Consider the following 26,893-nt stretch of genomic DNA (forward strand, 5'->3'; position numbering starts at 1 on the left):
TCACCGTCCAGACCGGGAAAGGCGGCGACCCTGCTGTCCCCGCGCCGGAACGCGCCGTCGCCGAAGGCCCGCGCGACCGCCAGCACGAGGTTCGTACCGACGAGGAACGCCGACGCGGCCAGGACTCCGCCATCGCCGCGCAGCCGCACTTCCCAAGGCGGCGGTGTCGTCAACGTCTTCCCCAACCCCACGCATCCACGATACGGCTCGGGACGCGACTCGGCCGCCGCCTGTCACGGGTGCGGGTGAACGGCCCCCGCCCGCCCGCCGTCCGACGGCGTCGGCCGGTGTGGTCAACGGGAGGTGCCGGCATCCGCCGCCGTACGTCCGCGGGCGTGCGGTGGCGCAACCGCGGCGCTACCGGCGTCCTGTACCTCTGGCGTACGCGAGAGGACGGCAACGCACGCGAGTCACCCCCACCACCCCCACCACCGTCTGGAGACGACATGTCGCAACGACGATCCCGCCGCGGCTTCCTGGGGATAGCCGCCGCCGTGGCCGCCGCACCCGTGATCTGCTCCGGTCAGGCGTTCGCCGCGGACCCGCGAGAGCTGCCGATCGTGAACCGCGCCGACCACCCCGGCGCGATCCACCCGTCCGGCGGCCTGCGGCACGCGCAGACGGAGCCGCTCAACGCCACCGTCGACTGCGCGCTGTCCGGACGGAGGGCCCAGTGACCACCTTCGTCACCCGGTCGCAGTGGGGTGCACGCGCCCCGCGGAACACCAACGGCAACATCACGCCCCAGCACGGCGGGGTGACCATCCACCACGTCGACGCCGTCCACGTCGCCCGCGAGAACCACGCGGACTGCGCCGCCCAGGTGCGCGGGATCCAGAACCACCACATGGACGGCAACGGCTGGGCGGACATCGCGTACAGCCACCTCGTCTGCGTGCACGACCACGTGTTCCAGGGCCGCGGTGAGAACCGCCGCACGGCCGCGAACGGCACCGACCCGGGCAACCAGAACTGGTACGCCGTCTGCGGTCTCGTCGGCGGGACCGCCGGGGACTACGACACCATCACCACCGGCCTGGTCAACGCCTTCCGCTACGCCGTCAACCGGCTGCGTACGCAGGGTGGCGCGGCCCGTGCCATCTGCGGCCACCGCGACCACCTGAGCACCGGCTGCCCGGGGAACCTGTACGCGAACGGCGTGCTCAACGGTGCGACGAACCCCGGCGGCGGCCCGCTGCCCCACCCCGGCGTCAACTTCCGCCAGCCGCCGACCTTCAGCCACGCGAGCGTGGCCACGTGGCAGAACCAGATGAACGCCGCCCACGGCTACAGCCTCACCGCGGACGGCGCCTACGGCCCCAACTCGTACGCCGCGTGCCGGGACTTCCAGTCGAAGAAGGGCCTCGACGTCGACGGCATCGTCGGCCCGGCCACCTGGGGAGCCGCCTTCCCCGGCTGACGGACCGCCCCCCGGCCTCCCGTCCGATGCCGGTGGGCGGAGTCCGGCCCCGCGGGGGACGCTCCCGGCGGGGCCGGGCTCAGGAGCGGGAGTTCAGCCGGGCGGGCGGTGCGGGGGCCGTGACGCGCAGGCGGTAGCCGACGCCGCGGATGGTCTCCACCAGGTCGGCGCCGAGTTTGCGGCGCAGGTAGCGGACGTACACGTCCACGATGTTCGAGCCCGGGTCGTAGTCGAAGCCCCATACCCGGCTGAGGAGTTGCTCGCGGGTCAGCACCTGGTCCGGGTGGCGCAGGAAGACCTCGGCCAGGGCGAACTCCCGGGCGGACAGCTCCGCCATGCGGTCGTCCACGTGGACGCGGCGGGTGCGCAGGTCCAGGGCGATGCTGCCGGCGCGCAGCACCGTGGGCTCGTAGGAGGGTTCGGTCCGCAGGCGGACGCGGATCCTGGCCATCAGCTCCTCGAAGGAGAACGGCTTCGGTATGTAGTCGTCGGCGCCGGCTTCCAGGCCCGCGACCACGTCGCTCACGCTGTTGCGGGCGGTGAGGATGACGACGGGGATGGTGACCCGGGCCTCGCGGAGCTTGCGCAGGACGGAGAAGCCGTCGCAGGCCGGCAGGCCGAGGTCCAGGATGAGCAGGTCCCAGCCCCCTGTGCGGGCGTGGTCGTGCGCGGCGAGCCCGTCAGTGACGACGGAGGTGACGAAGCCATGGGTGCGCAGCCCCCTTTCGACGAAGGCGGCGATTCTGGCTTCGTCCTCCGCGATGAGTATCCGGTGCATGGTGTCCTCCCTGCCAGGGGAAGCGGGCAGGCAACAAGATAGTGAACCGGGCACCGGCGCCGTCGGCGTCGTCCACCCGTGCGCTCCCCCCGTGCGCCTGCGCGATCGCCTGGACGATCGCCAGCCCCAGACCGAGGCCCGCGTCCGGGGCGTCCGGTGTGCCGGAGCGGCCGGAGCGGGGGGCGGGCGTGGGGTGTTCGGCGCCACTCCCGGTACCGGTGTCGGTGTCGGTGCCGCGGGCGAAGCGGTCGAAGATGCGCAGCCGCTCCTGCGGCGCCACGCCGGGGCCCGTGTCCCGTACCCACAGCACGACGTGGCGGGCCCGGACCACCGAGCCCATCTCGATGAGGTCGCCCTCGCGGGTGTGCTGGACGGCGTTGAGCGCGAGCTGGATCAGCGCCTGGGTGAGCCGCTGCCGGTCCACGAGCACGGTGGCCTCGGCGACGTGCGCGATCCGCCACTGGCGGTCCCCCAGCGCCCGCGCCTTCATCACCACGTCGATGATCAGGTCCGTCAGGTCGGTCTCGCCGACGGTCAGGAAGTCCGGCCGCTTCACCTTGGCCAGCAGGAGCAGGTCGTCGACTATGCGGGTCATGCGCTGCAGTTCGTCCAGCACCAGCAGGTACGTCTGGCCGCCCGCCCGCTTCGCGTCGTCGTCCATCAGTTCCAGGTTTCCGCGGATCACCGTGATCGGCGTACGCAGTTCGTGCGCGACCTCGTTGAGGAACTGCCGCTGGGTGGTGAAGGCGCTCTCCAGCCGGTCCAGCATGTGGTTGAACGTGTGCGCCAGTTCGGCGACGTCGTCCGCGCCGGTGACGGTCAGCCGCTGGGTGAGGTCGGACTCGCTGATCCGCTCCGCGGTCTTGCGGACCAGCCGGACCGGCGCCAGGACCCGGCCGGCCAGCACCCAGCCGGCGGCGGCGGCCAGCAGGAACGCCGGGACGCCGGTGAGCAGCAGCACCTCGGCGATCCAGCGGTCCTCGCGCATGTGCCGGTCGCGGAACTCCAGCACCACCAGGCGCGTATCGCTCGGATCCCCCGCGACGCGGACGGGGACGACCCCGTAGCGGACCTTGCCCGCCCTGGAGTCCAGCCACCCGACCTCCGTGCCGACGGGCCGGGCCAGTTGCGCGACGACCTCCGGGTTCCGGTCGAGCCGGACCGGCACCGCGTTGGCGCTGCGCCGGTCGGCGCGGCCGTCGACGATGGAGAAGTACGCCTCCTCACGGGTGGGCAGGTTCACCGTCATGAACTGGGTGAGCAGATCCGCCCCGCGGGCGAAGGGCCGGCCGGTCGCCGGGTCCTGAGCGGTCCTGGCGAACCGCCGCAGTTCGTCGGTCTTCCGCCGCAGTTGCTGGTCCACCTGTGTGTCGATCTCCGCCAGCCAGATCACCGTGATGCCCATCGTCGGCGCGGCCAGGGCCGCGCCGACGAGTAACAGCATCCAGCCGACGATGCGGGACCGCGCGCTGAACGTACGTCGAGGCATCCCTCACCCCCACTCACCGCCGTCGTCGTCGTCTCTGCCGTCGTCCTCGCCGTCGTCGTCGCCCTGCCAGGCCCCTCCGATCAGCTCGGGGTGGGGTGAGGTGCTGCCGCTGTGCGGCGGCGGGCGCGTGGTGACGGAGACCCCGCCGCGGTCCCGGGCGGTGGCGGCGGACGAGGTGGCGTGCGGCGTCGCGGAGGCCGCCGGGGAGGAGGTCGCCGCCGCCGGCGGTGACGACAGGGACGACAGCGGGGCCGAGGCCCGCCGGGGCGTCTCGCGCGCCTTCGGCCTCTGGCCGTCGTCGCCGGTGACGACAACGGCGGGCCCGAGGCCCGGGGAGTCGCTTTCGACCCACATGCCGCCTATCGCCGCTCCCGCGGCCGCGAAGGCGAAAGACACGGTGATCGGCACTAAAGCTCTGCGCAGAGGCATGCCGGACAGTGTGCCCTCCTGGTACCGCATTGCCGAGAAAAAGGAGAGCATTCTCATCTCACCTGATCACGGGCCGGATTCGGGCTCCGCGGCCGTCTGTCGGACGTCGGATGTGGGTCGTGCGAATAATGGCCTGGCGGGGCGAATGTTCGGAATTCCGGGTGGCCTCCGACAGCCCCCGCGCTCCGGGGGTCGGGAAAAGCGCGGGGGGTGCCGGGGGTGACCCGGGGAATTACCCGCGGGTCACCCGGCCGGGGGGTCCTGGAGCGCTGCGGCCGGCGGCTCGGAATCCCGTGTGCGGCACGGGTCGCCGGCCTGCGGCTCGCCGGACTCCCGGCGGTCGGGGACGGGGGTCGTGGGGTGCTGGCGCGGGGCGTCCGGGTCCGCGTCGGCGTCGGGACGGGCGTCCGCGTGGGCCTCGTCCGGGTGGGACGGCTCCCCGGGGGCGGTGTTCCGGCCGGCTGCGGCGTCGACGCGGGTGACGTCGGCGCGGGCGGCCGCGGAGCGGGATGCGTCGGCGCGGATGATGGCGATCAGCGCCGCGTACGGGTCGGTGGCCATGGGGGTTGCCTCCTCGTCAGGGCCGGCCGTGCGGCATGGCCGCCGGGTGGCTCGGGTGGACGCCGGTGTCGTGCGCGTGGCCGGGGTGCGCGGCCGGTCCGGGGTGGTGCCTGTGGGCCGCGGGGTGGCCGGGGTGGTCGTACGGGTGCTCGTGGGGGTGTCCCGGGTGCTCGTGGGGGTGGCCGTGGTGCTGGTGGGCGTGGGGCGCGGAGTCCTCGGCCGCGGCGTACGCATGTGAGTGCCGCGGCTCCGGCGCGTACGGCCGGACGCGCTCGGACACGGTCGCCGGCGGTACGGGGAGCGTCAACTCGACGGTGGACGGGTCCTCCTCTCCCTTCCCGCCGCCCGGCGCGGCGCCGGGCAGGAACAGGTCGACCCGCTCGGTGCCGGCCTTGCGCTGCTGCTCGGCCCACGTCTCCAACTGGTTGCGGCAGGCGTGGTCGAGGTGGGAGAGGCCGGTGGCGTCCACCTGGACCACGCTCCTGTCGGCGATCGACTCCAGGGCCTCGATGAGCCGCGGCAGCCGCAGGAAGGTGGCGTTCCCCTTCAGCTCCAGCCGGGCGGAACCGCCGTCGACGGTCCGGCGGATGGTGATCCGGGACATCCGCAGCGCGGCGAGGACGATGGCGACGGCCAGCCCGGCCACCACGCCTTCGAGGAGGTTGGTGAGCACGATGGCCAGCGTCGTGATGATCATGACCACGGCCTCGCCCCGGTCGCTCCGCCACATCGCGGGGAAGGCCGCGGGGTTGAACAGCTTCCAGCCGGCGTGGACGAGGATGCCGGCGAGCACGGCCACGGGGATCATCCCGAGGAGGCCGGGCAGCAGCAGTCCGAAGCCGAGCATCCAGACGCCGTGCAGGATGCGGGAGAGCTTGGTCCTGGCGCCGGCCTGGACGTTGGCGGAGCTGCGAACGATGACCGCGGTCATGGGCAGGGCGCCGAACACCCCGCAGACGGTGTTGCCGACGCCCTGGGCGGTCAGCTCGGCGTTGTACTTCGTCCGCGGCCCCGTGTGCATCCGGTCCACCGCCGCGGCGCTGAACAGGCTCTCCGCGGAGGCGATGACCGTGAACGTGACCACCATGGTGAGCACCGCCGGATCGGCCAGTTCGCCGAAGCCGGCGGGGTCGGTCACGTGCACCGAGTCCAGCAGGTTGCCGACCTTCACCGTCTTGACGTCGAGGCCCGCCAGGCCGGTGATGCCCGCCCCGAGGACGACGACGAGCAGCGGCGCGGGCATCCTGCCCAGCGGCCCGGGCACCTTCTTCCACAGGAAGCACAGGGCGATGGACATGACGCCCAGCAGCAGCGCCGCCCGCTTGCCGGGGTCGTCGAGGGCGGTGCCGACCAGGTCGGGCAGGCCGGTGAGGTTCTCCATGGCCGAGCCGAGCTGGTCGGTGTCCATGACCGCGTACGCCTGGCCGAGCATCAGCGGCACCCCGATGCCGGCGAGCATGCCCTGCACCACGGAGACGGAGATGGACTGGAACAGCCGGCCCATCCGCAGCAGCCCGAGCAGTATCTGGCACAGCCCGGCGGCCAGGACGACGGGGCCGACCATGCCGACGCCGTGTTCGGTGACGAACTCCATGACGAGGACGGCGAGTCCGGCGGCCGGCCCGCTGACCTGGAAGGTGCTGCCCGGCAGAAACCCGACGACGATGCCGCCGACGATGCCGGTGATGATGCCGAGCGACGCGGGGACGCCGGACGCGGCCGCGATACCGATGCACAGCGGCAGGGCGACGAGGAACACGACGAGCGAAGCCATGAGATCGGCTCCCAGGGCGCCCGAGCCGGCCGGGCGGCCGGTGTCTCTGCGGGCGTGCCGCCCTGACCGTGATCGTGCACTGAGCATGGCATTCCTCTCTCACGCCGGGAGCCCGGCGCTGATGGGGGGACGGAGGAGGCGGTGCGGGTCAGTGCCGGCGGAAGATCCCCTGGAAGAAGTCGAGTTCGCGGACCTCGGCGGTGTCGACGCGGTAGAACCAGCCGTGCAGGCTCAGCCGGCCCTCGGCCAGGGCGCGTTCGACGTGGGGGTAGGTGCGCAGGGCTTCGAGCTGGGCGATGACGTGCAGTTGGACGAACTTGCGCAGCACCGCGTCGTCGGGCGGGGTCCCCAGCAGCGGCACCAGCGCGGGCCGCGCCTGCGACAGCCACTCCGCGACGCTGGGCAGCGCGCCCAGGTTCTCGTCCCGCGCGAGCGCCCCCACCGCGCCGCAGTGCGAGTGCCCGCACACGACGATGTCGCGCACCCGCAGCACGTCCACCGCGTACTCGATGGTGGCCGCCTCGCCGGACCTCAGCCCGTGCTGGTACGGGGGCACGACGTTGCCGGCGTTGCGGAGTTCGAACAGCTCCCCCGGGCGGGCGCCGGTGATGAGGGTGGGCACCACCCGCGAGTCGGAGCAGGTGATGAAGAGGGTTCCCGGACTCTGGCCGTCGCCGAACCGCCGGAAACTCTCCCGGTCGGGGGCGATACGGCGCTGGAAGGTCCGGGCGTGTTCGAGGAGTTCCTTCACGGCGGTCTCTCCTGGGTCGGATGCTCCGGATGAGTACGCGGTAGTTTTCGCGCGCTCGATGAGTCGTCCGTTGGACCACCGTGAGAGAGTTCTCACCGTCTTCGGCGGACGGGATTCCGTACGAAGAGGGCGGGACAGGAAATGCGCCGGGCAGCCTGCGGCGGGGCGGGAGAATGCACGCCTTGCCGCACCGGCTACGGCTTCAGGCCGACACCGCCGTACGCGGCCACGTCCGGCGCCTGTTCGCGCGGGCTCTCCGGCCGCCACCTCGGGCAGGAGACCACACCCGGCTCCAGCAGCTCCAGGCCCTCGAAGTAGCCGGCGATCCGCTCCGGGCTGCGCGCCGTGTACGGGACCGCCGCCCTCGGGTTGTGGCGGCGCAGGGCCTCGACGTAGGCCGCGTCGGTGGTCGTGCCGTCGTTGAGCGCGAGGTGGCTGCCCGCGGGCAGGGCGGCCAGCAGCCGCCGTACGACCGAACGTGCCTCGTCGTAGTCCTCGACGAGCCCGAGGATCCCCATCAGCATCAGCCCGACCGGCCGGGTGAAGTCCAGCGTGCGCGCCGCCTCTTCGAGGATCCGGTCGGTGTCGCGGGCATCGGCGTCGATGTACTGGCAGCGGCCCGCGGGGGCGGCGGTGAGCAGCGCCCGCGCGTGGGCGAGCACCAGCGGGTCGTTGTCGACGTAGACGATCCGCGCCTCGGGGGCGATCCGCTGGGCGATCTCGTGCGTGTTGTCGGCGGTGGGCAGCCCGCTGCCGACGTCCAGGAACTGGCGGATGCCCGCGTCGCGCACCAGGTGGCCGACCGCGCGGCCGGTGAACTGCCGGGAGCGGCGCGTGATGTCGGCCATCCCGGGGAAGACCGAGACGATCGCCTCCGCCGCCGCCCGGTCCGCCTCGAAGTTGTCGGTGCCGCCCAGGTGTTCCCCCAATGCACACATGTGTGCGAGAGGGAGATGGGCCATCATGGAGGACATGCTGACCACGGACTACGACGGGTGCGGGAAGTGCCTGGTGGGGGTGCGCAGGCTTAGCCGGAAGTCGGATGCGTCCAGCAGCCCGGACAAGCAGCGTGAGCAGGTGCTCAGCGCGGTGGAGTCGGTCGGCGGGCACGTGATCGCGTGGGCGGATGACTGGGAGGTCTCCGGTGCTACCGATCCGCTGACGCGCGATGGGCTGGGCCCGTGGCTGCGGGGGGAGGCGGGGCCGTACTGCGGTATCGCGGGGTCGGCGGTGGACCGGATCGGCCGTAATCAGCGCGATGTGTTGAACACCGCCTACATGATCCACGAAGAAGGTCGGCTGCTGGTCACCTACGGTCACGATGGGCCGTGGGACCTGGACGATCCGGCGGATGAGATGCGGTTGTCGATGGAGTCGTTCGGGGCGCAGATGGAGCTTCGGGCGATCCAGAAGCGCAACCGGGACGCCACGGTGCAGGCGCGGGCGGCGGGGCGGCCGAAGCAGCTCAATTCTTACGGGTACCGGTTCGTGCGGTTGATCCCTACCGGGCCGGTGGATCATGTGGAGATTGATCCGGTGGCTACTGAGGTGATCCGGAAGGTTGCTGAGCGGATCTTGGCGGATGCTACGGGCACGATCACCACGGACACCGAGGCGGCGCGCCTGAACCGGGCGGGGGTGCTGGCGCCGTCCGATCACCGTGCGGTGATGTATGGGCGGGCGCCGAAGGGCGCGCGGTGGACGGGTAAGACGCTGGTCCACATTCTCACCAGCGAGGCCGCGTTGGGGTATTTGATGCACGGCGGCAGGCCGGTGATAGGCAGTGATGGGAAGCCGGTGCGTCTGGCGCCGCCGTTGTGGGATGCGGCTACGCGGGATGCGCTGGTGAAGGCGACGGCGCCGAAGCGGAAGGGCAGTCGTGCGCCGAAGGCGGCCTACCGGCTGTCGGGGGTGGCGTACTGCGGCCAGTGCGGGCAGCGGTTGTATATCGGTGGTACCAGTAAGGCGCCCACGTATTTGTGCAAGGGGCGGGTGTTGGGGATCCGGTCGTCGCAGGGCTGTAAACCGGCCCCGTCGATCGCCGTTCCCACTCTTGACAGTCAGGTCGAGGAGTGGTTCCTGACTCGCTACGGCGAGGGTTATGTGATGCGGCGGGAGTACGACCCGGGCACCGGGTATGCGGGGCGCATCAAGGAACTGGAGAACTCCCGCAGAAGGCTGCGGGAAGACCGCCAAGCAGGGCTGTATGACGCGCCGGACGACGCGGAGTGGTACCGGCGGGAATACGGCCGCATGGGTGAGGAGATCGCCGAGATGCGGAAGCTGCCGGACCGGCCGCCGGGTATGCGGCTGGTGGCCACCGGGCAGACGATTGCCGAGCAGTGGCAGGCGGCGGCGGATGATGCGGTGCGGCGGGAAATCCTCACCGAATTCGATGTCAGGGTCACGCTGCATCCGCGCAGCCGTAAGCCGCGGGTGATGATGACGGGGACGAACATCTACCAGCAGGCCGCGTGAGGGCCGGTCGGGCGTAGAGGATTTCACGGCCGGTGCGGGTGGTGACCATCAGCGGCGCCAGGGTGAGCACCGCTCGTCGGGATGCACCCGCACCGGCCGGCGGCGCCGCTGTGGTGCCCAGCACTTCGGACAGTGGCCACCCGGCGAGGCGGTAGCCGAACCGTCCCAGCGTCTCGCCGTCCGCCAGCCGGAAGACCAGCCCACGGGCGTCCGCACGCTCGACAAGCACGGGCAGTGCGCGGGTGGCGGTAGCCACCTCCCAGCATCCGTGTGCGGCAGGCTGCCGGGTGTGTACGCGCCCGCCGAGGAGCAAGGCCACCCGAACGGCGAGGGCCGAGCTGCGGGTGTCTGCGCGCCAGCGGGTCAGTGTCTCGGGGTCGCCTGCGACCAGGCGGCCGGGGCGGAACCATCCGGCCAGCGGCCCGCGGTCGCACGTGTACGGCGGGCACGGCACGGCATCGGTGGTGCAGGGGTGGCGGGCAGCAGAGGACGCGCGCATGTATGAGCCCCTTGCGGGTGAGTTGGTCTCACCCGCAAAAGGCCGGGTTCAGGGGGTACCAATGGACATGACGCAGCGTGTTTTTACCCAACCGTTCCACGGCCCTGCCGCCGGCGCTGCCCGCCGACTATTGCTGACCAGCTTCTCTGGTAGATGAGTCGGGGTACACACAAGTACCGGGCTTGCGCGGCCTGACCTGCGACAAGGCCGACCGGACCCTGTACCTCTCTGAGAGGTACAGGGATGGGAACCCGGATCGGTAAGGGGATGGGTACCGGGACCGGCAGCACAGCCGCCCCGGGCTCCCGCGCCCCAGCCCGGACAAGGGCACTGACGGCGGGCAAGCGGGTTGGCAACCGGCGGACCGCCAGCCGGTTCCTGGCCCTTCTGCATGGGCCGGTTCGTGAAGCGGGGCACTTACAGGGTACTTAAAATCGCTGGTCGGCGGGGGCGGATGCGGATGGGCTTGCGATCTGAAGACGGGGGCGGGCATACAGCACGCTCCGGCCGCAGCGGGTGGTGTGGATCACCCGGGCGAGTTCCAGCACACCCGGCACACGGGCCTGTGCAGCCGCGTGAAGCCGTTTCATCTCTACGGGAGAGTGGGCCAGGTCCCATACCCCGGAGGTAAAGGAGAACTCTCCCAGCCGTGGGGCCTTCGCGAGCCGGAATACGACTCCGGTGCGGTGAATCCGAGAGACCACGATCCGCACGCGCGACGATGCGGTCGTCACCTCCGTTGAGCCGCCTGCGGCGGCTTTGGTGTCCGTCCGGGTGTGACCAAGTATCCGGGCGACTTCACGCGCCACATGCGGATGCCGGGTCACAACTCGCCAGCATGTCAGCGGCTCCAGATGGTCACCGACAGGGCGGCCGGGGTGAAAACGGCCCCCGTCGGCAGGTACACGCATCGAATCCGCGGCCATGCAGGAATTTCCCTTCACAGATCTGGTGCAGCCACCCCTTTTTCCATGCGGAGACGATGCACGGAACCAGGAGCCGGGACAGATCACCAAGCACAGGCGGTCGTCCCGCGTGCGGGTTTCTTTGCTTCGTGGCGGAGCTGGAGGGCGGTAGCGCGTTCCTGGCGGATGGCTTCTGCAAGCGGTTCTTCGCCGGGGCGGTAACCGGTGCCATCGTAGCGCCACGAAGCGAGGGTTTCGGTGGCGACAGGGTCCGGGGCGGGCCTTCCAACTCGTATGCGGGCTTGTTCGGTTTGCCAGGTGCGGCGGTCGTTGCGCAGGGCGGTGAGGGTGGTGGAGTAGCGGCGGGATTTGGTGGCGAAGTGGCCGCGGTATCCGAGGGTGTGGGCGAAGCGGCGCAGGTTGAGGTGGGCGAACTCCGGGATCTGGGCGAGGTCCCAGCAGGTGCGGATGAGTTGGCGGGTGTGCTGGCGTACGGGGAGGGAGGCCGGCGGTTGGGCCTGACCGGTGCCGTCGCAGTTGCGGCAGTCGTTCAGTCGGCCGTCGGGGGTCTCGTGGGTGCCGCGTCCGTGGCATGCGGTGCAGTACAGGGGGTGGTCGAGGGTGCCGGTGCCTTCGGCGCCCTTGGTGGCGTACTTGGCGATGTACCCGGCGACGGCACGGTCGGAGTGGTGGCCGTCGTCGGGGGTGATCTCGCGTACGTCGGTCTGGGCGCCGAAGCGCAGTTGGAGGGTGCCGGTTGCGGTCGAGTCGGCGGGCAGGGCCACACGGGCGGCGGCGGCGCGGATGGCGTCGGTGAGTGTGGCGACACTCGCCCAGGGCGGTGGGGGTGTGGTGGGTCCTTCGGGGCCGTCGAGGCGGATGACGGCGTGGAAGTGGACGGCGCCGCGTGCCTGGTATTCGGCGGCCTTGGCGAAGGACAGGCGCAGCTCGCCGGGCAGGTCGCGTTGGGGCAGGTCACCGTGGGCGGCCAGCTCGCGGCGGAGTTGGGTGGTGAAGCGGGCCCAGAGCTGTCCGGCGTGTGCGTTGAACAGCACCGCGCCGGTGTAGTCGTAGCCCGCAGGGTCCAAAGGAGCGCCCAGGGCGGGGTCAGCGGCCTTGTGCCAGGTCTGGCAGCGGCAGCGCAGGGCACGTCCGGTGGCGGAGGTCTCGCGGTTGTGGACGGGCCCGAAGGACGGGGCGGTCAGGGTGGCGAAGACCCGGGGGTGTGCGCGTACGGAGTCCGGCACCGTCTTGCCTCCCACCAGGCCGGCGCGGAAGAGGTGGTAAGTGTCGGCGGCGTAGATACGGGAGCAGGCCGGGCATCGGGAGGCGCGGCGGTTGCCGCAGGGCAGCAGCAGACGGCCGGTGGGCTCCTCCGTAGAGGCGTAGGCGTGCACGATCTCTCCCGTGGTCACGTCGACGGTGGTGGTGTGCCCCGTCAGCGCTATCGGGCGTGTGCAGCCACCGAGGCGGGCCACGGTCGCGCGAGTGCGGTCGAAGTCATCGCGGGCGGCCAGGTGCAGCAGGTCACGCACCGAGGGAGGCAGGGCAGGGGGCGGGACGGGGTGCGGAGAGGGCAAAGGCGGGCCATCTCCTTCCAAGACAGGCAGGGCGGGCGGTGGTGTGCGGAAGGCGGTAGCGACGAATGAGGCACGCAACTGGCCCATCACGCCCTACAGTTGGGCCTACGGCCGGGGCCGGTAACCCCGTATCCCCCATCTACCGGTCCCGGCCGTCACTCACGGGTTGACCGCAGCCAGGGTCAGGCGGCCTTGGCCAGAGTCGGCCCCGGCGGGTGCGGGAGCAGGGTGGCCGGGTCGGCGGTCAGGTGGGCGCACGACTCCGCGATGCGCGCCGCGTCGGTGAAGGCGACAAGTGGGGTGCGGATGCGGGTGAAGCCGGGGCGGCCTTGCAGGGCCATGGAGGCGACACCGACGTAGGCGGGGTCCTGGAGCCGGGTGGGGCTGGCGTCCGGCCAGGTGCGGATGCTGTCGCCCAGAGCGGCCACGGCCGCGTCTTCGGTCTTCTGCGCGAACGACAGCGACAGTGCACACACATCACGGATCGACGTGGGCAGCGCATCGCCGGTCGCCTTCTGCGTGGCCAGGATGACCATGATCCCGAAGGCGCGGCCCTTGCGGGCGAGGGCTTCCACGAGGCGGATGTTCTGTGCGGCCAGAGTGGCCAGGCGTTTGGTCGCCGCGTCGCTGCCCTTATGGTCGCGGAAGTAGGTGTGCGCTTCATCGATGATCAGCACCGTAAGAGGCCAGGACGCATCCGGGCCCAGGTCCCAGAAGTTGTGCGACCCGCGCGCCGTCTTGATCACTGCCATGCGGTGTTCCATCAGCTTGACCAGCCGGGCGAACAGCGTGTTCGCGGCCTGTAGGTCGTCGCCTGCGTAGGCGAACAGCCGGGGCGAAGTGGCGGCGTAGTCGCCGTGCACAACCTCGGCGGACTTCCCGTCAGCCACGGCAAACTGCACCGCAGGCGACGGAGCAAGACGGCACAACAGGGCGTTGATCAGCGAGGTTTTACCCGAGCCGGGCAGGCCGGCGACGGTCACCCCCGCCACGTTCGCCAGCGGAAGGCACACCTGTTCGGCGTACTCGTCGACCCCCACCGGCCAGGAAGCCACCCCAACGGGCGCCACCCCGTCCGGCCGGTACGCGGTGCGGGTCAGCAGCGGGTCATGGCGCACGGCCCGGATGTGCAGGAAACCGGGACCATCGGGCAGGACGGACACGCGGGTGCATCCCCAGGCGTTCGCCAGGTGATCCGCACACCGCGTCACCTCCTCCAGGCCGACGCCGGGAAGCGCGCGCATGCGGACGCGGACACCGAACGGATCCGCCCGCGTGGTGATCTTCGGTGTGATCACGCGGGGTTCGGGCCGCTTACCCGGCGACGTGGTCAGCGCGCCGGTCGTGGTGGGCATGCGGTCGGTAACAACCAGGCCCAGGCGGAACGCCAGCCGCCGCCAGGACCGCCGGATACGCGCGGCCTGCCGCAGGCTCGCACGAGTGGCCGCGTCAGCGCGCAGGTACCGCACGAGGCTGAACGTCGCCATGGCGAGGAAGAACGCGACGGCCAGGACAACAGCAGCGGTGCCGGTGTGCTCCAGGGTCACGCATTCTCCATTCCGTAGGCGAAGCTGTAGACGAACAGCACGAGCCGTACACGGTCCGGGCCCCGTTCTATCGGCGGATAGCCGTGGATTTCCATGATCCGGGCGATATCACCGAGAAGGCCGGAGGAGAACCGTTCATCCTCCTCGGTGCGTGTCAACGGATAGACACGCGGGGGTGTTTGGGACATAGGCGATCTCCCAAAGGATTCGGGTGGGGGTGGTGGCCGCCCCGGCAGGGGAGGAGCCGAAGGCGGCCACCGCAATAGAGGGTGGAGCGAGCGGGGCTACTTCGGGACGTGGACCACACAGCGCACCGGCAGGCCGCTGCGGGAGCGGTCTATTTCAGCGCTCACCACCGGTACGAACCCGTACTTGTTCATCAGGTCCGTCAGCTCTGCGAGGAAAGCGGCAAGGGTACGCACGTTCGGCGGCTCACTGCGCAAACCCCGGTGATGCAAGAACTCGGTGTGCTCGTCGGTCACTTACTGCCTTCCGGCCTGGCATTCTGCGGCCGGGCCGCAGCAGCCGGAGAAGCCGGGGCAGCAGCCGCAGAAACGGTCTGCCGGGCGCGGAGTTCGAGCGTGTCTGCGCGGTAGGCCACACCGTCCATGACCCCGTCGTTGAACGCACGGGCCCACGGGGTGGCGATCAGGTTCACCGGCCGCACCGGCACCCCCAGCGCCAGGCCGGCGGGGAGCTTGGACGCACGAAGGGTCACCTTCAGCACGTCGGCCGCCCCGTCGAACATCTCGACCAGGTTGACCGTGTACAGCTCCTCACCGGTTACCCGGTCGGTAGCCACCTCCCCGGTCGCCTGATCACGAACCTTCTTCACCGGCTCAGACACCGCCAGGTAATCCGCCCCCTCCGTCAGCACACGAATCGACTTACCAGCCATACAGGGAACTTCCCTCCATCGATCGGACGCGCCGCTACCGCAACGGGAAGCAGGCGCACGGAACCACAACCGGGACACCGGCCACCGAGAGTCAGCAGCCGCGCCAGCGGGGTGTAACAAGTGTCCACAGAATCGGACGCCGACCAAATCACGCACCCGTGCCACAGCACCCCCGCGAACTCAGCAGCAGAGGGGATACGCAATCGATCCGGCCAAGTGACATCACCTCCAACTCGGCATCAACCAGGGCCAGTTACCCGACTGTACGCGCAACCATGTAACACGACCAAACAGGCCGGGAAAGACACCAGAGGTGCCGGAAACCGGCACCCCGTGGTTCACAAAACTAGTAATTGAGGTGCCGGAAACCGGCACCTCGGCTACCGGCAAGGGGCATACCGATCCCGGTACACCACCGCGGCCCGCACCCGAACCACAGGGAACGCAGAGGCAGCCTCCGAAGGCGACACCCGCCCGGCATCGAAGGGGCACAAGCAGCGGGCCCATCGGGCGTGCGTTCAAACCGCCATTACTGGATCAAGGGCGGGCCGCTGACGCGGCCCGCCGCGCGCCGCCCGCCCGCCGCCGCGCTCCTGTCTTCGCCCCGCGCCACGGCGGCAGACTGGCGCGCGAAGACACAGCAGAAGCCAGCACAGACCCACCAACCCCATCAAGACCGCCCACACAGGCCCAACGATCGCCACAAGGCCCGGCAGCGTCCACCTCGGAGATGCCCCCGTGTTCTCCCGTCCCGAAGCGAACCCAGCCGACGACGCCGGCCGCGTGCGCCCACGCCACGGGCCCTAGACTCACGGTCGCGCGGTGTCCACGGCGAACCGGACGGTAACCGGTTCACAAGGTGCGGTGTCCTTCCAACGGGTACATGATGGAAGTGCGTGAGTAGTCCACGGACTTCGGACGCGCGTGCCGAGGGGGGTAACTCCTACTCAGGGTGGCGCGATGCTCTTTCTTGGCCTGCTCGTTCCGTTTGTACTGCTCGCCATGACATTCGCCCTCGACGCTCTGGAAAAACTCCTGTTCCCTCGCAGCCAGGGCCCTGCGCCGGGACATAGAGATAGACCTACGCAAGACCGTGATTTATCCAGGCGTGCAGGACACTGTATTCTGCCGAGGGTCGAGGCTCCCATGCACTGCGAATTCCTACGAGAAGACCACCACAGTCGTCCTCTTCCTGAGCTATTTCAGGACCCGACAAGAGCGACTTCCGTGTACTCTCTACGCTGGGATCTCGCGTGATCCCAACCGGACCACCCGTTCGCCTGCAAGGGCTCAGGGTGGTCCGGCCATCAGCCCGTAAGGCCCCATGACCATGCCCGGCCCCAGACCAGACAGGACACCGACCAAACCCGCCACGACCACCCGCGCACACACCCCCCGAACACTCAACCCGGCAGAAAGCCACATTCAGTGACGACTGACACCCCCGTCAGCACTACTCGGCCGGCGGTAATACCAAAAACCGTCATCAGGCACATGATTCCCCAAAACATACGTCTCCTGATTCAACGAAAGCTCCTGCGGCACCTCATCTAGCTCTCGCGGAAAAGGAATGCGCCGACCCTTGTGCGGCCCATTATTAATCACCGCTGTCATCGACAAACCCTCACCCGCGCTGTCACCTTCGTTTGCCGACTCCACTCGATTTCTCCTCCACCGCCGCCCCTTCTCGGAGCCCCCACGGGGCCGGACTTCAATTCCTGTCTCATGCAGCCGCCGCTGCAACGTGCCGAAGGAACACCCCAAAGAGGCAGCGAGAGCACGTATATTCTCTCCACCTTGGTAACGGCGCCGTAACTCATCCGGCGTGATACCGATATCCTTCCTGGGTGCACCCCTGCCCCGGCGTGAAGCCGGAACCTGTTCCTCACGCTTCACCGGTTGACCCTCGGAAATGCGTGACTCTTCAAAATTTTCCAAGTGAATGGCCCCCCACGGCCGGGCCCATGACGGACACGAGGGATACAGTGGCCCTTATGTGGACCGTTCTTGATCACTGCTATCATTACGGGACCCCGACTTTGACTGCGTTGGCGATATTGCTTTCGGTGGCCTTGTTCCGACGCCTCTGCGTTCGATTCCCATTTCCTTCAGACGGCTATTAATCGTGCTGTGGGAACACCCCAGAGAGGCGGCGATGGAGCGGGCGGATTCACGCTCGTAGCGTCGGGCTATTTCCTTATCGGAGATGCCTAGGTCAGTCTTTCGCCCGACGATCTTCTTCGGAATGGCGGTGCCTCGCCGAGCTCGCCGTCGTTGCCTGGCCCGAAAATTTCTCATGAGATCTGTGGGCCGGTATCCTTCACCACGCTTTTGATATTTAGCCCACACCCCTGACGGGGTTTCCCCCTCGTGCCACAGTTCCATAAAAGAACGCCGAGCCTCACGGATGTGCCAGGAGAATTGCCTCGGGGTCTTACCAAGCGCCGCCGCCGCCAGCTCGTAGTCACCATCGTAGGCCGCGAGAGTCCCGAGCGCCTCACGATGAAAAGGGCGCAGTACCTGCCAGATCTCCCACAGGGCACGTCGTTCAACAACTGAGTTTTCAGGACTCTGCGTAGGACTGGAAAGCGAACTCCAGTAGCGCACGAAACAGGGCCGCATGCCTTCAATCATCCCGTGCGGATCCAAGCCATGAGCGTGTTGGGTCTTCGCGGTGTCCTTGTTGAGTGCCCGCCGCGCGCCACGGAAAAGGTCGCTGGGTTCGGGGCATGCATCGCTGGAGTAGATGATCTCCACCATGGCCGACCAAGCAATATCGAATCGCTCGTCAATGTTGCCGAAATGACTGCCGCGATGAGTATGCGACACATGTCTGGCCATTCGATTCACCTGTTCCAGCGTAAAGCCGAAACGTAACGAAACATCCACGACCGGACGCATGCTGGACAAGAGAAAAGCGCCTTTCACATCAAACGCCACAGGGGGTGAGGTGTCACGGGGGGTTTGTGAGGGCGGGAGCGCCGATCCCCATACATCCACGGCGCCCCCGCCCGGTCTCACAGGCGGGAGGAGCGACACCGGCATCGGCCACGCGCGTGTCCTGCGTCGCACCGCGGCCCTGGCACGTCGCCGCCTTGCCGCTGTGGATCAGGCGGACCCGCGCTATGGGCATGGTGCTGCTTTCGGTGGCTTCGTTCCTGGGGAACGGCGTTGGATACCCATTTCTTTCAGCCGGCGGATAATCGTGGTCTCGTGACATCCCAGGGAGGCCGCGATGGCGCCAGCGGATTCGTGCTCGTATCGCCGCGCAATCTCCTCATCTGTGATGCCGAGGTCACGCCCTCGTGGTACGTTCGGCGGCTGGGTTCCGACGGCTCGCCGTTGCATGCCGATCTCCTCCAAGCGGCTGGTGATCGTGCTCGTGGCACACCCGAGGGAGGCAGCGATGGAACTGGCGGATTCCCGCTCGTATCGCCGGGCGAGTTCTTCGTTGGAGATACCTAATTCGGCTTTCGGCCTGCCCCTCTTCTTCGCAGGGGTTGGGCTTCTCTGGGCCTGCCGGCGCTTCTTGGCACGCATATTCGCCATGATCTTCACTGGGGAATAACCCTCCCCGTGCTGACTGTGGTGGGCCCACATGCGCGACGGCGTCTCTCCCTGGTGCCACAATTCGAGGAAGGAACGGCGGGCCTCGCCAAGGTGGTACTTGAATTGTTCCCGGCTCTTGCCCAGCGAGGCAGCGGCCCGGTTGTAGTCACCACCGTGGGCAGCCACAGTACCGAGTACCTTACGGTGAAACGGGTGCATGACCTGCCAGATTTCCCACAGGGCACGACGTTCGACCACCCGTTCTTCATGGCTCTGAGTCGAACTGGAAAACGCATTCCAGTAGCTCTGAAACCCTGCCCGCACACCCTCGATCTTATAGCGCGGATCGAGGCCGTGAGCACGGCGCACCTTCTCAATATCCTCGCTGAGGGCCCGCCACCCCGCACCGATCACCTCGTTGGGTTCGGGGCGTGTCTCGCTGGCGTAGATGAACTCCACCATCGCCGACCATGCAATATCGAACCGCTCGTCAATATGAGCGAAATGGTTGCCGCGGTGACGGTGCACAGCATACATAGCCATTCGATTTATCTGCGCCAGTGTGAAGCCGAAACGTAATGATACGTCAACGGCCGGACGCATGATGGACATGGGTGATGCGCCTCTCAGAATCAGAGTTCGCGAGAATTCTGGCTACGTTTCGTATGAGGGGGCAGGGCCATGGGACGTGTTCTGAAATGATCTCCGGAGGGCCCTGCGAAGCGATTCCGAACGCTAGTCGGAGCCGCCAGGCCCGCGGGAATGATCCGTGGCCACTTCTCTCAGGTGAGGAGTGATACGTGTGATCCACTCACCCCGGGTGGCCAGTTCCTTGTGCGTGGGGGTGAGGTACAGACGCCGCCAAAGGAAATTGAAGGCATCAGTTCCCAGCTCATCCAGAACGCGCGCAGTGAAATCCTCTCCGTCCACGTAAACAGCGTCCGCGGACGGGCCAGCCTTCTTCTGGTACCTGCGGTACAGCAACGAGGTCTTCCGAGGATCCTGGCTAGCTGGCGGCTCGCCCAGGAGCTTGGTGCGTGCCTTCCGGCCGGCCCACATGGCGTGCCCTTCGGTCAGCTCGGCCAAGGCCAGGCCATCAACCCCTCGCTCCAGCGGGAACGGCGTAGCCCGCAAGGTGAGAAACTTGTCCTCCGAGGCACGCTGCTGCGCCGGGTGACATAACTCGTGAGCCAGCGCCAGATGCAGCCACCAGTCGTCGTTGTAGACCCCCGCATGACGAAGCCCCTTCGGCACCATAAGGATCTCGGCACTGCCGTCTTCCGCAAGAATGGTCTGCGCCCCCGACCACAACCAGAACAGACCATCCGCTTTCCGCCGCCTCTGCAATTCCTGAAGTGCTGCGCTCACACTCTCCGTGCTGGGTGCGAGTTCCTGCATCTCGGCAGTGAAAACACGCTGCCGATGCTTCCGGCAAGAATCTATATATTCCCCGACAGAGACCAGGCGGACAACCACCCGCGAGGGCAGCAACAGACCGGTGATGTTCTCAACAAGAGGAGCGCATGCACGGGCTATAAGTTCGATCCGGCGGGCAAGGTCATGATGACGGCGTCCGGCCTGACACTTTACGGAGATATCGCTGAGCTGTGACATTTGATGAAAAACGCTTCCAGTTCAAGGGTTTTCTTTTGCCGCATTATCTGAAATGTCCCAGCGCTCGAATCAGAGCGTCTAGAGAGACGAATGGTCCGGCCCCGGGACTTGCAGGGAATCAGGTAACGCCCGAAGCCGGACCGTCGGCGGAGGACCAGTACCGCCGACCATCCCCGTAACACCCGCAGAAGCTAGATGCCACGGAGGAGCTACAAAAACGAGAGCGCTCATCTCCTTACCTCGCAGCACCCCCCCGCAGTGAGAGGGCGGGCCGCCGGAGCCGACTGAACGACGGCCCGCCCCGCCCGGCCGATCCGCCGCGCAGGGAGCGACAGCGCGGAGTCGGTCGGGGGCTTATCTGGCGGTCGCAGGTACGGGGCGGTCTGAGGTGTCGAGCCAGACGAGACGGACTGACCGACTGGGCTGACCGACTGTCAGTCGGAAGCAGTCGGGGTCCGGACTGACCACCTCGTACTCGCTACTGCCAGGCTTCGGCGGGGATCACGTTGGCAGACTGTTTTCGTCCGGGAGACGCCAGTGCGGTCCGTCTGGGGTCTTGAACCACACGCACTGACTGTCAGCGGTCACGGTAAGGCCGAAATCGTCACGGTTTGGAGGCGCGTCGCCGAAGAGGGCGTGGACTTCTTCGGCGGTGCGCCAGAGCTGACGGGGGCCGGCTTGGCGCACGGTGCCATCGCTTTCTGCGCGGGCCACGGAGCCGTCCGGGGTCCAGATGCCGATGGCTTCGAGTTCGCCGGTGGCGTCGCTCGTCCAGGTGCAAGAGGAGTAGCCCCCCAGCGCCAGGGACAGAGGGAAGCCCAGGCGGTCAAGGACGTTGGCCACGGGAAGCTCAGTGTTGCTCGGAGTGGCCGTGCTCAGCTCCCCGAACATGGGGTCAGCGGTGCCTGCGGCGGCGGGCGCCGGGCGGCGGGGCATGAACTGGACGCCGCCGGCTTGGAAGCTGCCTTCCGCGTGCTGGCCATGCACCGTCAGGCGGGCGAGGCCCCAGCCGATCGGCACGACGATGACCGCACCATCGGCCGCTTGTTCCAGCCAGGCGCGCGGCACACTGCTGAGCCGGCAGGTGGCGATGATCCGGTCAAACGACGCCCGTTGCGGCACGCCTGCGGCGCCGTCGCCGGTATAGACGGCGGGGCGGTATCCGCTCTGGTTCAGTCGGGCTTCGGCCAGGCCGGTCAGTTCGGGGTCCACGTCGATGGTGGCGAGGTGGCGGTCACCGAGCCGGTGGCAGAGCAGGGCGGCGTTGTAGCCCGTGCCGGTGCCGATCTCCAGCACACGCTGCCCGTCGTGGATGTCGAGGGTGTTGAGCATGGTCAGCATGACGCTGGGCTGGCTGGTCGAGGAGGTCGGCTCCCCGCCGTCGAGCTGTGTCGTCAGCGCCTGGTCTGAGTAGATCTCCTCCAGGTAGCCCGGGGCGCCGGCGTTGATCGGTTCCCACGTCCGTTTGTCGTTCTGCTTCCAGAAGGTGGGGACGAACAGGTGCCGGGGCACCTCCGCGAACGCCAGGCGCCAGGGATCGCCGCTCTCGGTGATCGTCTCGGCCATGGCCTGCCGTAGTCGGCGGGCGGTAGCGGGATCGGCGGCGGTCATGCGTGGCTCCTAGCGGTGGTCGGTCCGGCGAGAAGTTCGGCGTGGGCCTGGGCGATGGGTAAGCCGGTGGCAGCGGCGATGAACTGCCACTGCCCGGCGGGGTTGATCTCGTAGAAGCGCCATCGGCCGTCTGGGGTGACGCCGAAATCAACGGCGCCGTAGTTGAGCTGGTAGTGCGCCATCAGCCGGCGTACGGCCGCCGCCACGGGTATGGGGATGCTGGTCGGCTCGTAGGTCAGGGCGTCGTAGTCGGCCCGCCAGTCGGCGCGGGCCGCGTCGCTGTGCGCATGGATCGCCACGGGGAATATCGTGTCGCCGACGACTGTCAGCCGGACCTCGTAGGCGGTCTCGACCCATTCCTGAAGCAGGTGGCAGGTCAGTTCCAAGGTGTCGTCGAGGTCGTCCGTGCTGATGCGGCGGGTGGGCAGCAGCGTCGGCCGCTGGTGCGGCAGGGTGATCGCTCCGGCGGTGACCGGCTTGCAGGCCAGCGGGCCGCTGATGGTCTCGGCCCAGGCGCGAGCTTCCGGAAGACTGTTGGTGATCAACGTGCGTGGAACGCTGAGGCCGGCGGCTGCGGCGGCGGCCAGTTGGCCGGGCTTGTGCGCGGCGGCCCGGTACAGGTCGGGGTGGTGCATCCACGCCACCGGCAGGCTGGACAGCACCTGCACCATGCCGACGAGCGCTTGAGCACGAGCCCAGTCGCGGTACTCCTCTGCGACCGCTGGAGAGAGCCGGGGAAGACCGGGCCGCCGGTAGTAGACGGCCCGGACCTCCTCCAGCCGGGTACTACGGCCCGCGGTCGCCCGGAGCGTCCCCTGCCAGCCAGCAGCGTGCCCGTCATGGGTGGCAGCAAGGGTGATCTGCTGCGGGAAATCTGCCAGGTCGAACCGGATGACAGGCACGTCCCGTTCGGCGAGGGCGGCGACGACCAGATCGGCGGTCGCATCCAACTCCTCGGCGACGACCAGGACGCTGCCAGGCGAGGCGGGCACCGCTGCTACCGCCCCTCGTCGCCCGGGAAGGCGTAGGGGTCGGAGTCCTCGTCCGGCGGAACACCGGGCTGCGTGTCGTTGTTCGTCGCCGTGCTGGACGCAGCCACCGCGGTCTCAGCCCACAGCTTGCCGTCCGGCATCACGTTGACCTGCCGTTCGGAGTCGTAGGTGAACTCCTCCGGATTGATGTGCACCGTGTAGGCCGGCTGGAGCCCACGAGCGCCAAAAGGCACCCGTTCGACCTCAAGCGTTGGTGTCATGGTGCTACCTCCTTAGAGAGTGGTGCACGGTCGCTATACCTGCCCGCTGGGCAGATGAACGGCCCCATAACGTTGGGACAGTTCCTCGTTCACTGTGCTCCGACTTCCTGAACTGTGCGATGCGGCGCGATGATCCGGCCATCCGGGAGCAGTTCACCGGTGTCATCGAAGATGAGCACCCCGTTGCACAACCGGCCCCAACCCAACATGAAATCCCGCACCACACTCTTCGCCGCGTCCCGATCGGACGCCGCCGCAGAAGGACAGACCGGCATGTGCCTACACACGACGCTCGCCCCCTCGCTCCTCCGCCGTGACATCCGGCGCTGACGCCGCCAGAGGCTCACCACGGGCCTGTGAGATGAACACCGCCGGAACCGCCGTGCCCAGAACAGCGAGAAGGGCAACGGGGCGCCACACGCTTAATCGGATGGAGGACTCAGCCGGTCGCGCGTGCCGAGGCGTCGACATGGCCCACCTCCTCAATCGCCGCGAGGCTCGTGGTCCACTCGCGACCCCCGCCGCAGTCAGGAGCCAGCCACGCCACCGGCGGTGTACTCGGCACTGTGAGCACGGGCTCCGTGCGAATGTCGTTCACATCGGGTGCGACGGCCCGCAGAACGCCTACTCGGTCGCCGTGTTCGGTGTCGACTACTCGGCGGCCCAGCCAGGGGTGCGATCGATGGCCCATCCCCAGGTCTCTGGCGCTCATAGTCATCTCCGCCTCTACGGTTTGTACGAGGAGTGCCAGCGCCCAACACCCACGGGGTGAGCTGACGACGTCGCGTGCGGCGATGTCTCTGCTCCCGCTCCAGCGCGTGGGGGCTAGCTACACCTAGACAACTGGGCGGAGATGGTCGTGAACAGGTCGAAGCGCCCCGCGGCAGTGCACGCAGTACCGGACGATTTGACACTCTCTTTACCCTCGCAGCTCGCTGCGGGGTCCTAGCGTGAAGACATGGCCCTGAACACGGCCTTAGCCACGTACCTCGCCGAAACCGGCATGACCGAGACCGAGTTCGCCGAGGAAGTCAACGACGCGATCGGCCAGCTAGCCGGTCGTCGGGGAATGCTGACTGACCGCAGCGTGCGCCGCTGGCTGTGCGGCGAAGTCGCCTGGCCACAGGCCAAACAGCGCGTTGCTTTGGAGAGAGTCACAGGGAAGTCACCCGAGGAGCTGGGATTCGTCCGGCGAGGGAAAGGCACCCACCCAGCACCACCGGAGGATCCTGTGCGGCGACGCACCTTCATCACCGCCAGCGCCGGCACAGCGGCTGTGCCCTTGGCAACCGCGACCAGCCCCATACCGCGCATCGGAAGCTCGGACGTGGACCGTCTCACCGCCAAGCTCGCCGATCTTGTGGCCTCGGACAACCGCCATGGAGGCACCCAGGCCGTGGAGGCTCGGGCCGTCCGCCTGGCCGCCCAGACTCTGGACTTGCAGCAGACCAGCATCGCCAGCCAGCGGGTACGCGGTGAGCTGTACTCCCTGGCCGCCGCCTTCACCTCATCCGCCATGTGGGCCGCCATCGACGGCCGACGCCTTGACGAGGCCACGCAGCACCTGAACAAGGCCGTGACCCTCGCCGGGCTGTCCGCCGATCCGGCGGTGCAATTCCGCGTCTGGGGCCACGCAGGAGCGCTGTACCGCCAGCTCGGCCGCAGTACAGATGCCCTCGCCGCGGACGACGCCGCCCGCAGCACCCCCATCACCCGCCGCGACCCGCTGTACGCCTCCCTCGCCCACGCCCGCACCGCCGTCCACCATGCCGACGACGGCAACACCCCCGCCGCCCGCCGCTCACTCGACCACGCACAGCATGCCTTGGACCGCGCGGACCCCGACGCCCACCGACCACCGTGGATGGCGTTCTACGACCAGGCCGAACTGGAACTACTGGCACTGACCACCCATCTCACCCTTGGCCGCTGGGCCGAAGCCGAAGCTCACGCCCACCGAAACCTCACCCTGCTGCGGCACGACTTCCAGCGAAACCGAGCCCTCGCACTCGCCCACCTCGCGCACGCCCAACTCGGCCAGGACGACCTGGAACCCGCTGTCACCACGGCCCTGAAGGTGCCCGCAGAGACCCGGCACGGCCGCATCTCCGGCCTGCTGGATGCCTTCGGCAGACGGCTGACCAGGGTGGCACCCCGCGCCGCCGAGACCCGCCAGTGGCTCGAAGCCCAAGCCGCCCGAACGGAAAAGAGCACAAGCCTGTGACCGTCGAATTCCAGCGATACGACTACAGCCGAATCGAGGACGTACGCCAGACGATCTGCGACATCCACATCGAAGTCCGAGCCCACGACCTCGGCCTGACCGGACCGTTCTACTCCCGCGAACGCTTCAACGAACGGCTCTCGGGCCACTCATCAGCCCCCGGCTGGGAGGCGGCCATCGGCTATGAAGACGACACCCCGGTCGGCTTCGCGTACTGCGTCCCACTCGGCCCGAGCACCCGGTGGTGGACGGCCATGACCACCCCGCTGCCGGACGGCTACACCACCGAGGACGGCCACCGCACCCTCGCCCTGAACGAGATCGTCGTCCGCAAGCCCTGGCGCGGCACCGGGACCGCGCAGGCCCTCCACGAACACCTCCTCGCCCCTCGCACCGAACAGCGCGTCACGCTGCTGGTCAACCCGAAAGCCGGCGGCGGGAAGGTCCAAGCCGTGTACGAACGGTGGGGCTACGCGAAGATCGGCGAACAACAACCCTTCCCCGACTCCCCGGTCTTCGCCGCCATGATGCGCAACCCACTGCACGTCCCCGCAGCCGATTAGTCACGGGATGTGCCGCTCTTTGCTGCCCCATGATCAATGGCTAAACTGTATTTAACGGGAGTGCCTGCCGAGCAGGTAGTTCCAGATGCGCGCCGAGTGCGGGCGGCTCGTGTCGATCGCGCCCGGAAAGCCGTCTGCCATGGGTGACCGCCCTGCGAATCGCGGAGGTGGCGGGGTGCGCCGACGCTCAACGTACTGCAGGCCGTCCGGCGCCAGGAAGGTGCAGGTCGACCGTGAGGTGCGCGGACAGGGCGCCGAGGAAGCCGCGGGCGTCGAACATCGCGCCTGCCGAGGCCACACCCGTGGTCCTGGTCCGCCCGGTGAGGATGCGGTGCACCGCCTCCACGGCGAGCGGGGCGGTCACGGCGTAGATGTCCCGGCCGCCGGCCGTGGCGCGGCGTTCGGTGCCGTCGGCGCGTACGACGGCGTCGACGAGGAACGTCTGCGCCGACCGGCCGTGCCGGTCGGCCGCCGCCGGTGGCGGGGTGTCCGGGGACGACAGGTCCCTCGCCGCGGCGGCCGCCATGTAGAAGCGCACGTCCGGGATGCCGAGGTGGCTCGGGACGGTGACGGCGTCGGCCATGGTGAAGTCGCCGATGACGGGCACGGGGCCGGTGGGGGCGGGGAAGGGCCAGTCCAGGACGGGGAGTTCGTCGTCGTGGTACTCCAGCCGGCCGTTCGCGTGGCGGACGTGCCGGCCGCCCCGCCGGGCGCCGGAGACCCTGCCCGCGGCCCGCGTCCCGGCCGTGGGGTGCCAGTCGCTCAGGCCGTACGCGAGGTGCGCCTCGTCGGCCGTCGTCCAGTCGCCCATCGCCGCCGTGGTCAGCAGGTCGCCGAGGCCGCCGAAGAACGCCATCGCGGGGACGACCACCGCACCGGCGGCGCGGGCGCGGTCCGCGAAGCGGGCGAACGTGTCGGCGTTGGCCTCGATCTCGGCGGCCACGTCCACGTACGGGATCCCGGCGCGCAGC

At 68.7% G+C, this 26,893-nt stretch carries 27 protein-coding genes; 5 read left to right on the top strand and 22 right to left on the bottom strand.

What is annotated here, in order from left to right; genetic code table 11:
* Positions 1-191: hypothetical protein (locus tag H5J30_RS02255; protein WP_181785445.1), on the bottom strand; the 191-nt coding region annotated here is incomplete at its 3' end.
* Positions 192-446: 255 nt separating this feature from the next.
* On the opposite strand from H5J30_RS02255, the gene H5J30_RS02260 reads away from it, so the two are divergent.
* Positions 447-677, top strand: a complete 231-nt coding sequence (locus H5J30_RS02260) for a hypothetical protein (RefSeq protein ID WP_220188446.1) — start codon at positions 447-449, stop codon at positions 675-677.
* Positions 674-1,420 (top strand): peptidoglycan recognition protein family protein, encoded by a 747-nt coding sequence (locus tag H5J30_RS02265; protein WP_181785446.1) that lies wholly within the window; start codon positions 674-676, stop codon positions 1,418-1,420. Before H5J30_RS02260 ends, H5J30_RS02265 begins: the two co-directional genes overlap by 4 nt.
* 79 nt (positions 1,421-1,499) lie before the next feature.
* Here the strand turns inward: H5J30_RS02265 and H5J30_RS02270 are convergent, their stop codons facing one another.
* From H5J30_RS02270 to H5J30_RS02300, 7 genes are all read right to left on the bottom strand, one after another.
* Positions 1,500-2,198 (bottom strand): response regulator transcription factor, encoded by a 699-nt coding sequence (locus H5J30_RS02270; RefSeq protein ID WP_181785447.1) that lies wholly within the window; start codon positions 2,196-2,198, stop codon positions 1,500-1,502.
* Positions 2,101-3,687, bottom strand: coding sequence for a sensor histidine kinase (locus tag H5J30_RS02275; RefSeq protein WP_181785448.1), 1,587 nt, complete (start codon positions 3,685-3,687; stop codon positions 2,101-2,103). The genes H5J30_RS02270 and H5J30_RS02275 overlap by 98 nt, the downstream gene beginning before the upstream one ends.
* Before the next feature lie 3 nt (positions 3,688-3,690).
* Complete coding sequence (locus tag H5J30_RS02280) at positions 3,691-4,116, bottom strand: hypothetical protein (protein ID WP_181785449.1); 426 nt, start codon at positions 4,114-4,116, stop codon at positions 3,691-3,693.
* Between the two features lie 243 nt (positions 4,117-4,359).
* Entirely contained in the window at positions 4,360-4,677 is a 318-nt protein-coding gene (locus tag H5J30_RS02285) for a hypothetical protein (RefSeq protein WP_181785450.1), read from the bottom strand.
* Positions 4,678-4,693: 16 nt separating this feature from the next.
* Positions 4,694-6,451 (bottom strand): SulP family inorganic anion transporter, encoded by a 1,758-nt coding sequence (locus H5J30_RS02290; protein WP_181785451.1) that lies wholly within the window; start codon positions 6,449-6,451, stop codon positions 4,694-4,696.
* A gap of 148 nt (positions 6,452-6,599) precedes the next feature.
* The gene (locus tag H5J30_RS02295) at positions 6,600-7,202 is read right to left on the bottom strand and encodes a carbonic anhydrase (RefSeq protein ID WP_181785452.1); all 603 of its coding nucleotides are present in this window, start codon (positions 7,200-7,202) and stop codon (positions 6,600-6,602) included.
* Between the two features lie 194 nt (positions 7,203-7,396).
* On the bottom strand, positions 7,397-8,140 hold the full coding sequence (locus H5J30_RS02300) for an SAM-dependent methyltransferase (RefSeq protein WP_258563031.1): 744 nt from the start codon (positions 8,138-8,140) through the stop codon (positions 7,397-7,399).
* A 25-nt stretch (positions 8,141-8,165) separates the two neighbouring features.
* On the opposite strand from H5J30_RS02300, the gene H5J30_RS02305 reads away from it, so the two are divergent.
* Entirely contained in the window at positions 8,166-9,680 is a 1,515-nt protein-coding gene (locus H5J30_RS02305; RefSeq protein WP_258563032.1) for a recombinase family protein, read from the top strand.
* A 1,508-nt stretch (positions 9,681-11,188) separates the two neighbouring features.
* Here the strand turns inward: H5J30_RS02305 and H5J30_RS02310 are convergent.
* The 13 genes from H5J30_RS02310 to H5J30_RS35880 all read right to left on the bottom strand — a co-directional run bounded on the left by H5J30_RS02310 (position 11,189) and on the right by H5J30_RS35880 (position 23,422).
* Positions 11,189-12,751: a replication initiator gene (locus tag H5J30_RS02310; protein WP_374100937.1), complete on the bottom strand. Its 1,563-nt coding sequence runs from the start codon at positions 12,749-12,751 to the stop codon at positions 11,189-11,191.
* 95 nt (positions 12,752-12,846) lie between these two features.
* The gene (locus H5J30_RS02315) at positions 12,847-14,211 is read right to left on the bottom strand and encodes an FtsK/SpoIIIE domain-containing protein (protein WP_309505402.1); all 1,365 of its coding nucleotides are present in this window, start codon (positions 14,209-14,211) and stop codon (positions 12,847-12,849) included.
* Positions 14,208-14,399 (bottom strand): hypothetical protein, encoded by a 192-nt coding sequence (locus H5J30_RS02320; RefSeq protein ID WP_181785454.1) that lies wholly within the window; start codon positions 14,397-14,399, stop codon positions 14,208-14,210. Before H5J30_RS02320 ends, H5J30_RS02315 begins: the two co-directional genes overlap by 4 nt.
* Before the next feature lie 96 nt (positions 14,400-14,495).
* Entirely contained in the window at positions 14,496-14,693 is a 198-nt protein-coding gene (locus H5J30_RS02325) for a hypothetical protein (protein WP_181785455.1), read from the bottom strand.
* Positions 14,690-15,109, bottom strand: coding sequence for a hypothetical protein (locus tag H5J30_RS02330; RefSeq protein ID WP_181785456.1), 420 nt, complete (start codon positions 15,107-15,109; stop codon positions 14,690-14,692). The genes H5J30_RS02325 and H5J30_RS02330 overlap by 4 nt, the downstream gene beginning before the upstream one ends.
* 1,425 nt (positions 15,110-16,534) lie before the next feature.
* Complete coding sequence (locus H5J30_RS37625) at positions 16,535-17,005, bottom strand: helix-turn-helix domain-containing protein (protein WP_220188445.1); 471 nt, start codon at positions 17,003-17,005, stop codon at positions 16,535-16,537.
* 96 nt (positions 17,006-17,101) lie between these two features.
* Complete coding sequence (locus tag H5J30_RS02335; RefSeq protein ID WP_181785457.1) at positions 17,102-18,049, bottom strand: hypothetical protein; 948 nt, start codon at positions 18,047-18,049, stop codon at positions 17,102-17,104.
* Positions 18,050-18,232: 183 nt separating this feature from the next.
* Entirely contained in the window at positions 18,233-19,270 is a 1,038-nt protein-coding gene (locus H5J30_RS02340; protein ID WP_181785458.1) for a hypothetical protein, read from the bottom strand.
* A gap of 123 nt (positions 19,271-19,393) precedes the next feature.
* Positions 19,394-20,056, bottom strand: coding sequence for a hypothetical protein (locus tag H5J30_RS02345; RefSeq protein WP_181785459.1), 663 nt, complete (start codon positions 20,054-20,056; stop codon positions 19,394-19,396).
* A 717-nt stretch (positions 20,057-20,773) separates the two neighbouring features.
* A complete protein-coding gene (locus tag H5J30_RS02350; protein ID WP_181785460.1) occupies positions 20,774-21,883 on the bottom strand; it encodes a methyltransferase domain-containing protein in 1,110 nt (369 codons plus the stop codon).
* Positions 21,880-22,875 carry an ATP-grasp ribosomal peptide maturase gene (tgmB, locus tag H5J30_RS02355; RefSeq protein ID WP_181785461.1) on the bottom strand — a complete coding sequence of 332 codons (996 nt, stop codon included), beginning with the start codon at positions 22,873-22,875 and terminating at the stop codon, positions 21,880-21,882. Before tgmB ends, H5J30_RS02350 begins: the two co-directional genes overlap by 4 nt.
* A 5-nt stretch (positions 22,876-22,880) precedes the next feature.
* Complete coding sequence (gene tgmA, locus H5J30_RS02360) at positions 22,881-23,135, bottom strand: putative ATP-grasp-modified RiPP (RefSeq protein ID WP_181785462.1); 255 nt, start codon at positions 23,133-23,135, stop codon at positions 22,881-22,883.
* An 89-nt stretch (positions 23,136-23,224) separates the two neighbouring features.
* Positions 23,225-23,422: a DUF5999 family protein gene (locus tag H5J30_RS35880; protein ID WP_309505403.1), complete on the bottom strand. Its 198-nt coding sequence runs from the start codon at positions 23,420-23,422 to the stop codon at positions 23,225-23,227.
* Between the two features lie 671 nt (positions 23,423-24,093).
* On the opposite strand from H5J30_RS35880, the gene H5J30_RS02365 reads away from it, so the two are divergent.
* Together H5J30_RS02365 and H5J30_RS02370 are read left to right on the top strand one after the other, a co-directional pair.
* Positions 24,094-25,359 (top strand): NsdA family TPR-like regulatory protein, encoded by a 1,266-nt coding sequence (locus H5J30_RS02365; protein ID WP_181785463.1) that lies wholly within the window; start codon positions 24,094-24,096, stop codon positions 25,357-25,359.
* Positions 25,356-25,922 carry a GNAT family N-acetyltransferase gene (locus H5J30_RS02370; RefSeq protein WP_181785464.1) on the top strand — a complete coding sequence of 189 codons (567 nt, stop codon included), beginning with the start codon at positions 25,356-25,358 and terminating at the stop codon, positions 25,920-25,922. Before H5J30_RS02365 ends, H5J30_RS02370 begins: the two co-directional genes overlap by 4 nt.
* A gap of 187 nt (positions 25,923-26,109) precedes the next feature.
* On the opposite strand, the gene H5J30_RS02375 is transcribed toward H5J30_RS02370, so the two are convergent.
* Positions 26,110-26,893, bottom strand: a 784-nt coding sequence (locus H5J30_RS02375; protein WP_181785465.1) for a saccharopine dehydrogenase family protein, incomplete at its 5' end; no start/stop codon positions are given.

The sequence above is a fragment of the Streptomyces phytophilus genome (assembly GCF_013870535.1).
Taxonomy (GTDB): Bacteria; Actinomycetota; Actinomycetes; order Streptomycetales; family Streptomycetaceae; genus Streptomyces; species Streptomyces phytophilus.

Coding starts and splice junctions, on each gene's coding strand:
- H5J30_RS02260 (WP_220188446.1), top strand. CDS start 447: ATGTCGCAACGACGATCCCGCCGCGGCTTCCTGGGGATAGCCGCCGCC.
- H5J30_RS02270 (WP_181785447.1), bottom strand. CDS start 2,198: ATGCACCGGATACTCATCGCGGAGGACGAAGCCAGAATCGCCGCCTTC.
- H5J30_RS02275 (WP_181785448.1), bottom strand. CDS start 3,687: ATGCCTCGACGTACGTTCAGCGCGCGGTCCCGCATCGTCGGCTGGATG.
- H5J30_RS02280 (WP_181785449.1), bottom strand. CDS start 4,116: ATGCCTCTGCGCAGAGCTTTAGTGCCGATCACCGTGTCTTTCGCCTTC.
- H5J30_RS02285 (WP_181785450.1), bottom strand. CDS start 4,677: ATGGCCACCGACCCGTACGCGGCGCTGATCGCCATCATCCGCGCCGAC.
- H5J30_RS02290 (WP_181785451.1), bottom strand. CDS start 6,451: ATGGCTTCGCTCGTCGTGTTCCTCGTCGCCCTGCCGCTGTGCATCGGT.
- H5J30_RS02300 (WP_258563031.1), bottom strand. CDS start 8,140: ATGTGTGCATTGGGGGAACACCTGGGCGGCACCGACAACTTCGAGGCG.
- H5J30_RS02305 (WP_258563032.1), top strand. CDS start 8,166: ATGGAGGACATGCTGACCACGGACTACGACGGGTGCGGGAAGTGCCTG.
- H5J30_RS02310 (WP_374100937.1), bottom strand. CDS start 12,751: ATGGGCCAGTTGCGTGCCTCATTCGTCGCTACCGCCTTCCGCACACCA.
- H5J30_RS02320 (WP_181785454.1), bottom strand. CDS start 14,399: ATGTCCCAAACACCCCCGCGTGTCTATCCGTTGACACGCACCGAGGAG.
- H5J30_RS02330 (WP_181785456.1), bottom strand. CDS start 15,109: ATGGCTGGTAAGTCGATTCGTGTGCTGACGGAGGGGGCGGATTACCTG.
- H5J30_RS02340 (WP_181785458.1), bottom strand. CDS start 19,270: ATGTCCATCATGCGTCCGGCCGTTGACGTATCATTACGTTTCGGCTTC.
- H5J30_RS02345 (WP_181785459.1), bottom strand. CDS start 20,056: ATGCAGGAACTCGCACCCAGCACGGAGAGTGTGAGCGCAGCACTTCAG.
- H5J30_RS02350 (WP_181785460.1), bottom strand. CDS start 21,883: ATGACCGCCGCCGATCCCGCTACCGCCCGCCGACTACGGCAGGCCATG.
- tgmA (WP_181785462.1), bottom strand. CDS start 23,135: ATGACACCAACGCTTGAGGTCGAACGGGTGCCTTTTGGCGCTCGTGGG.
- H5J30_RS02365 (WP_181785463.1), top strand. CDS start 24,094: ATGGCCCTGAACACGGCCTTAGCCACGTACCTCGCCGAAACCGGCATG.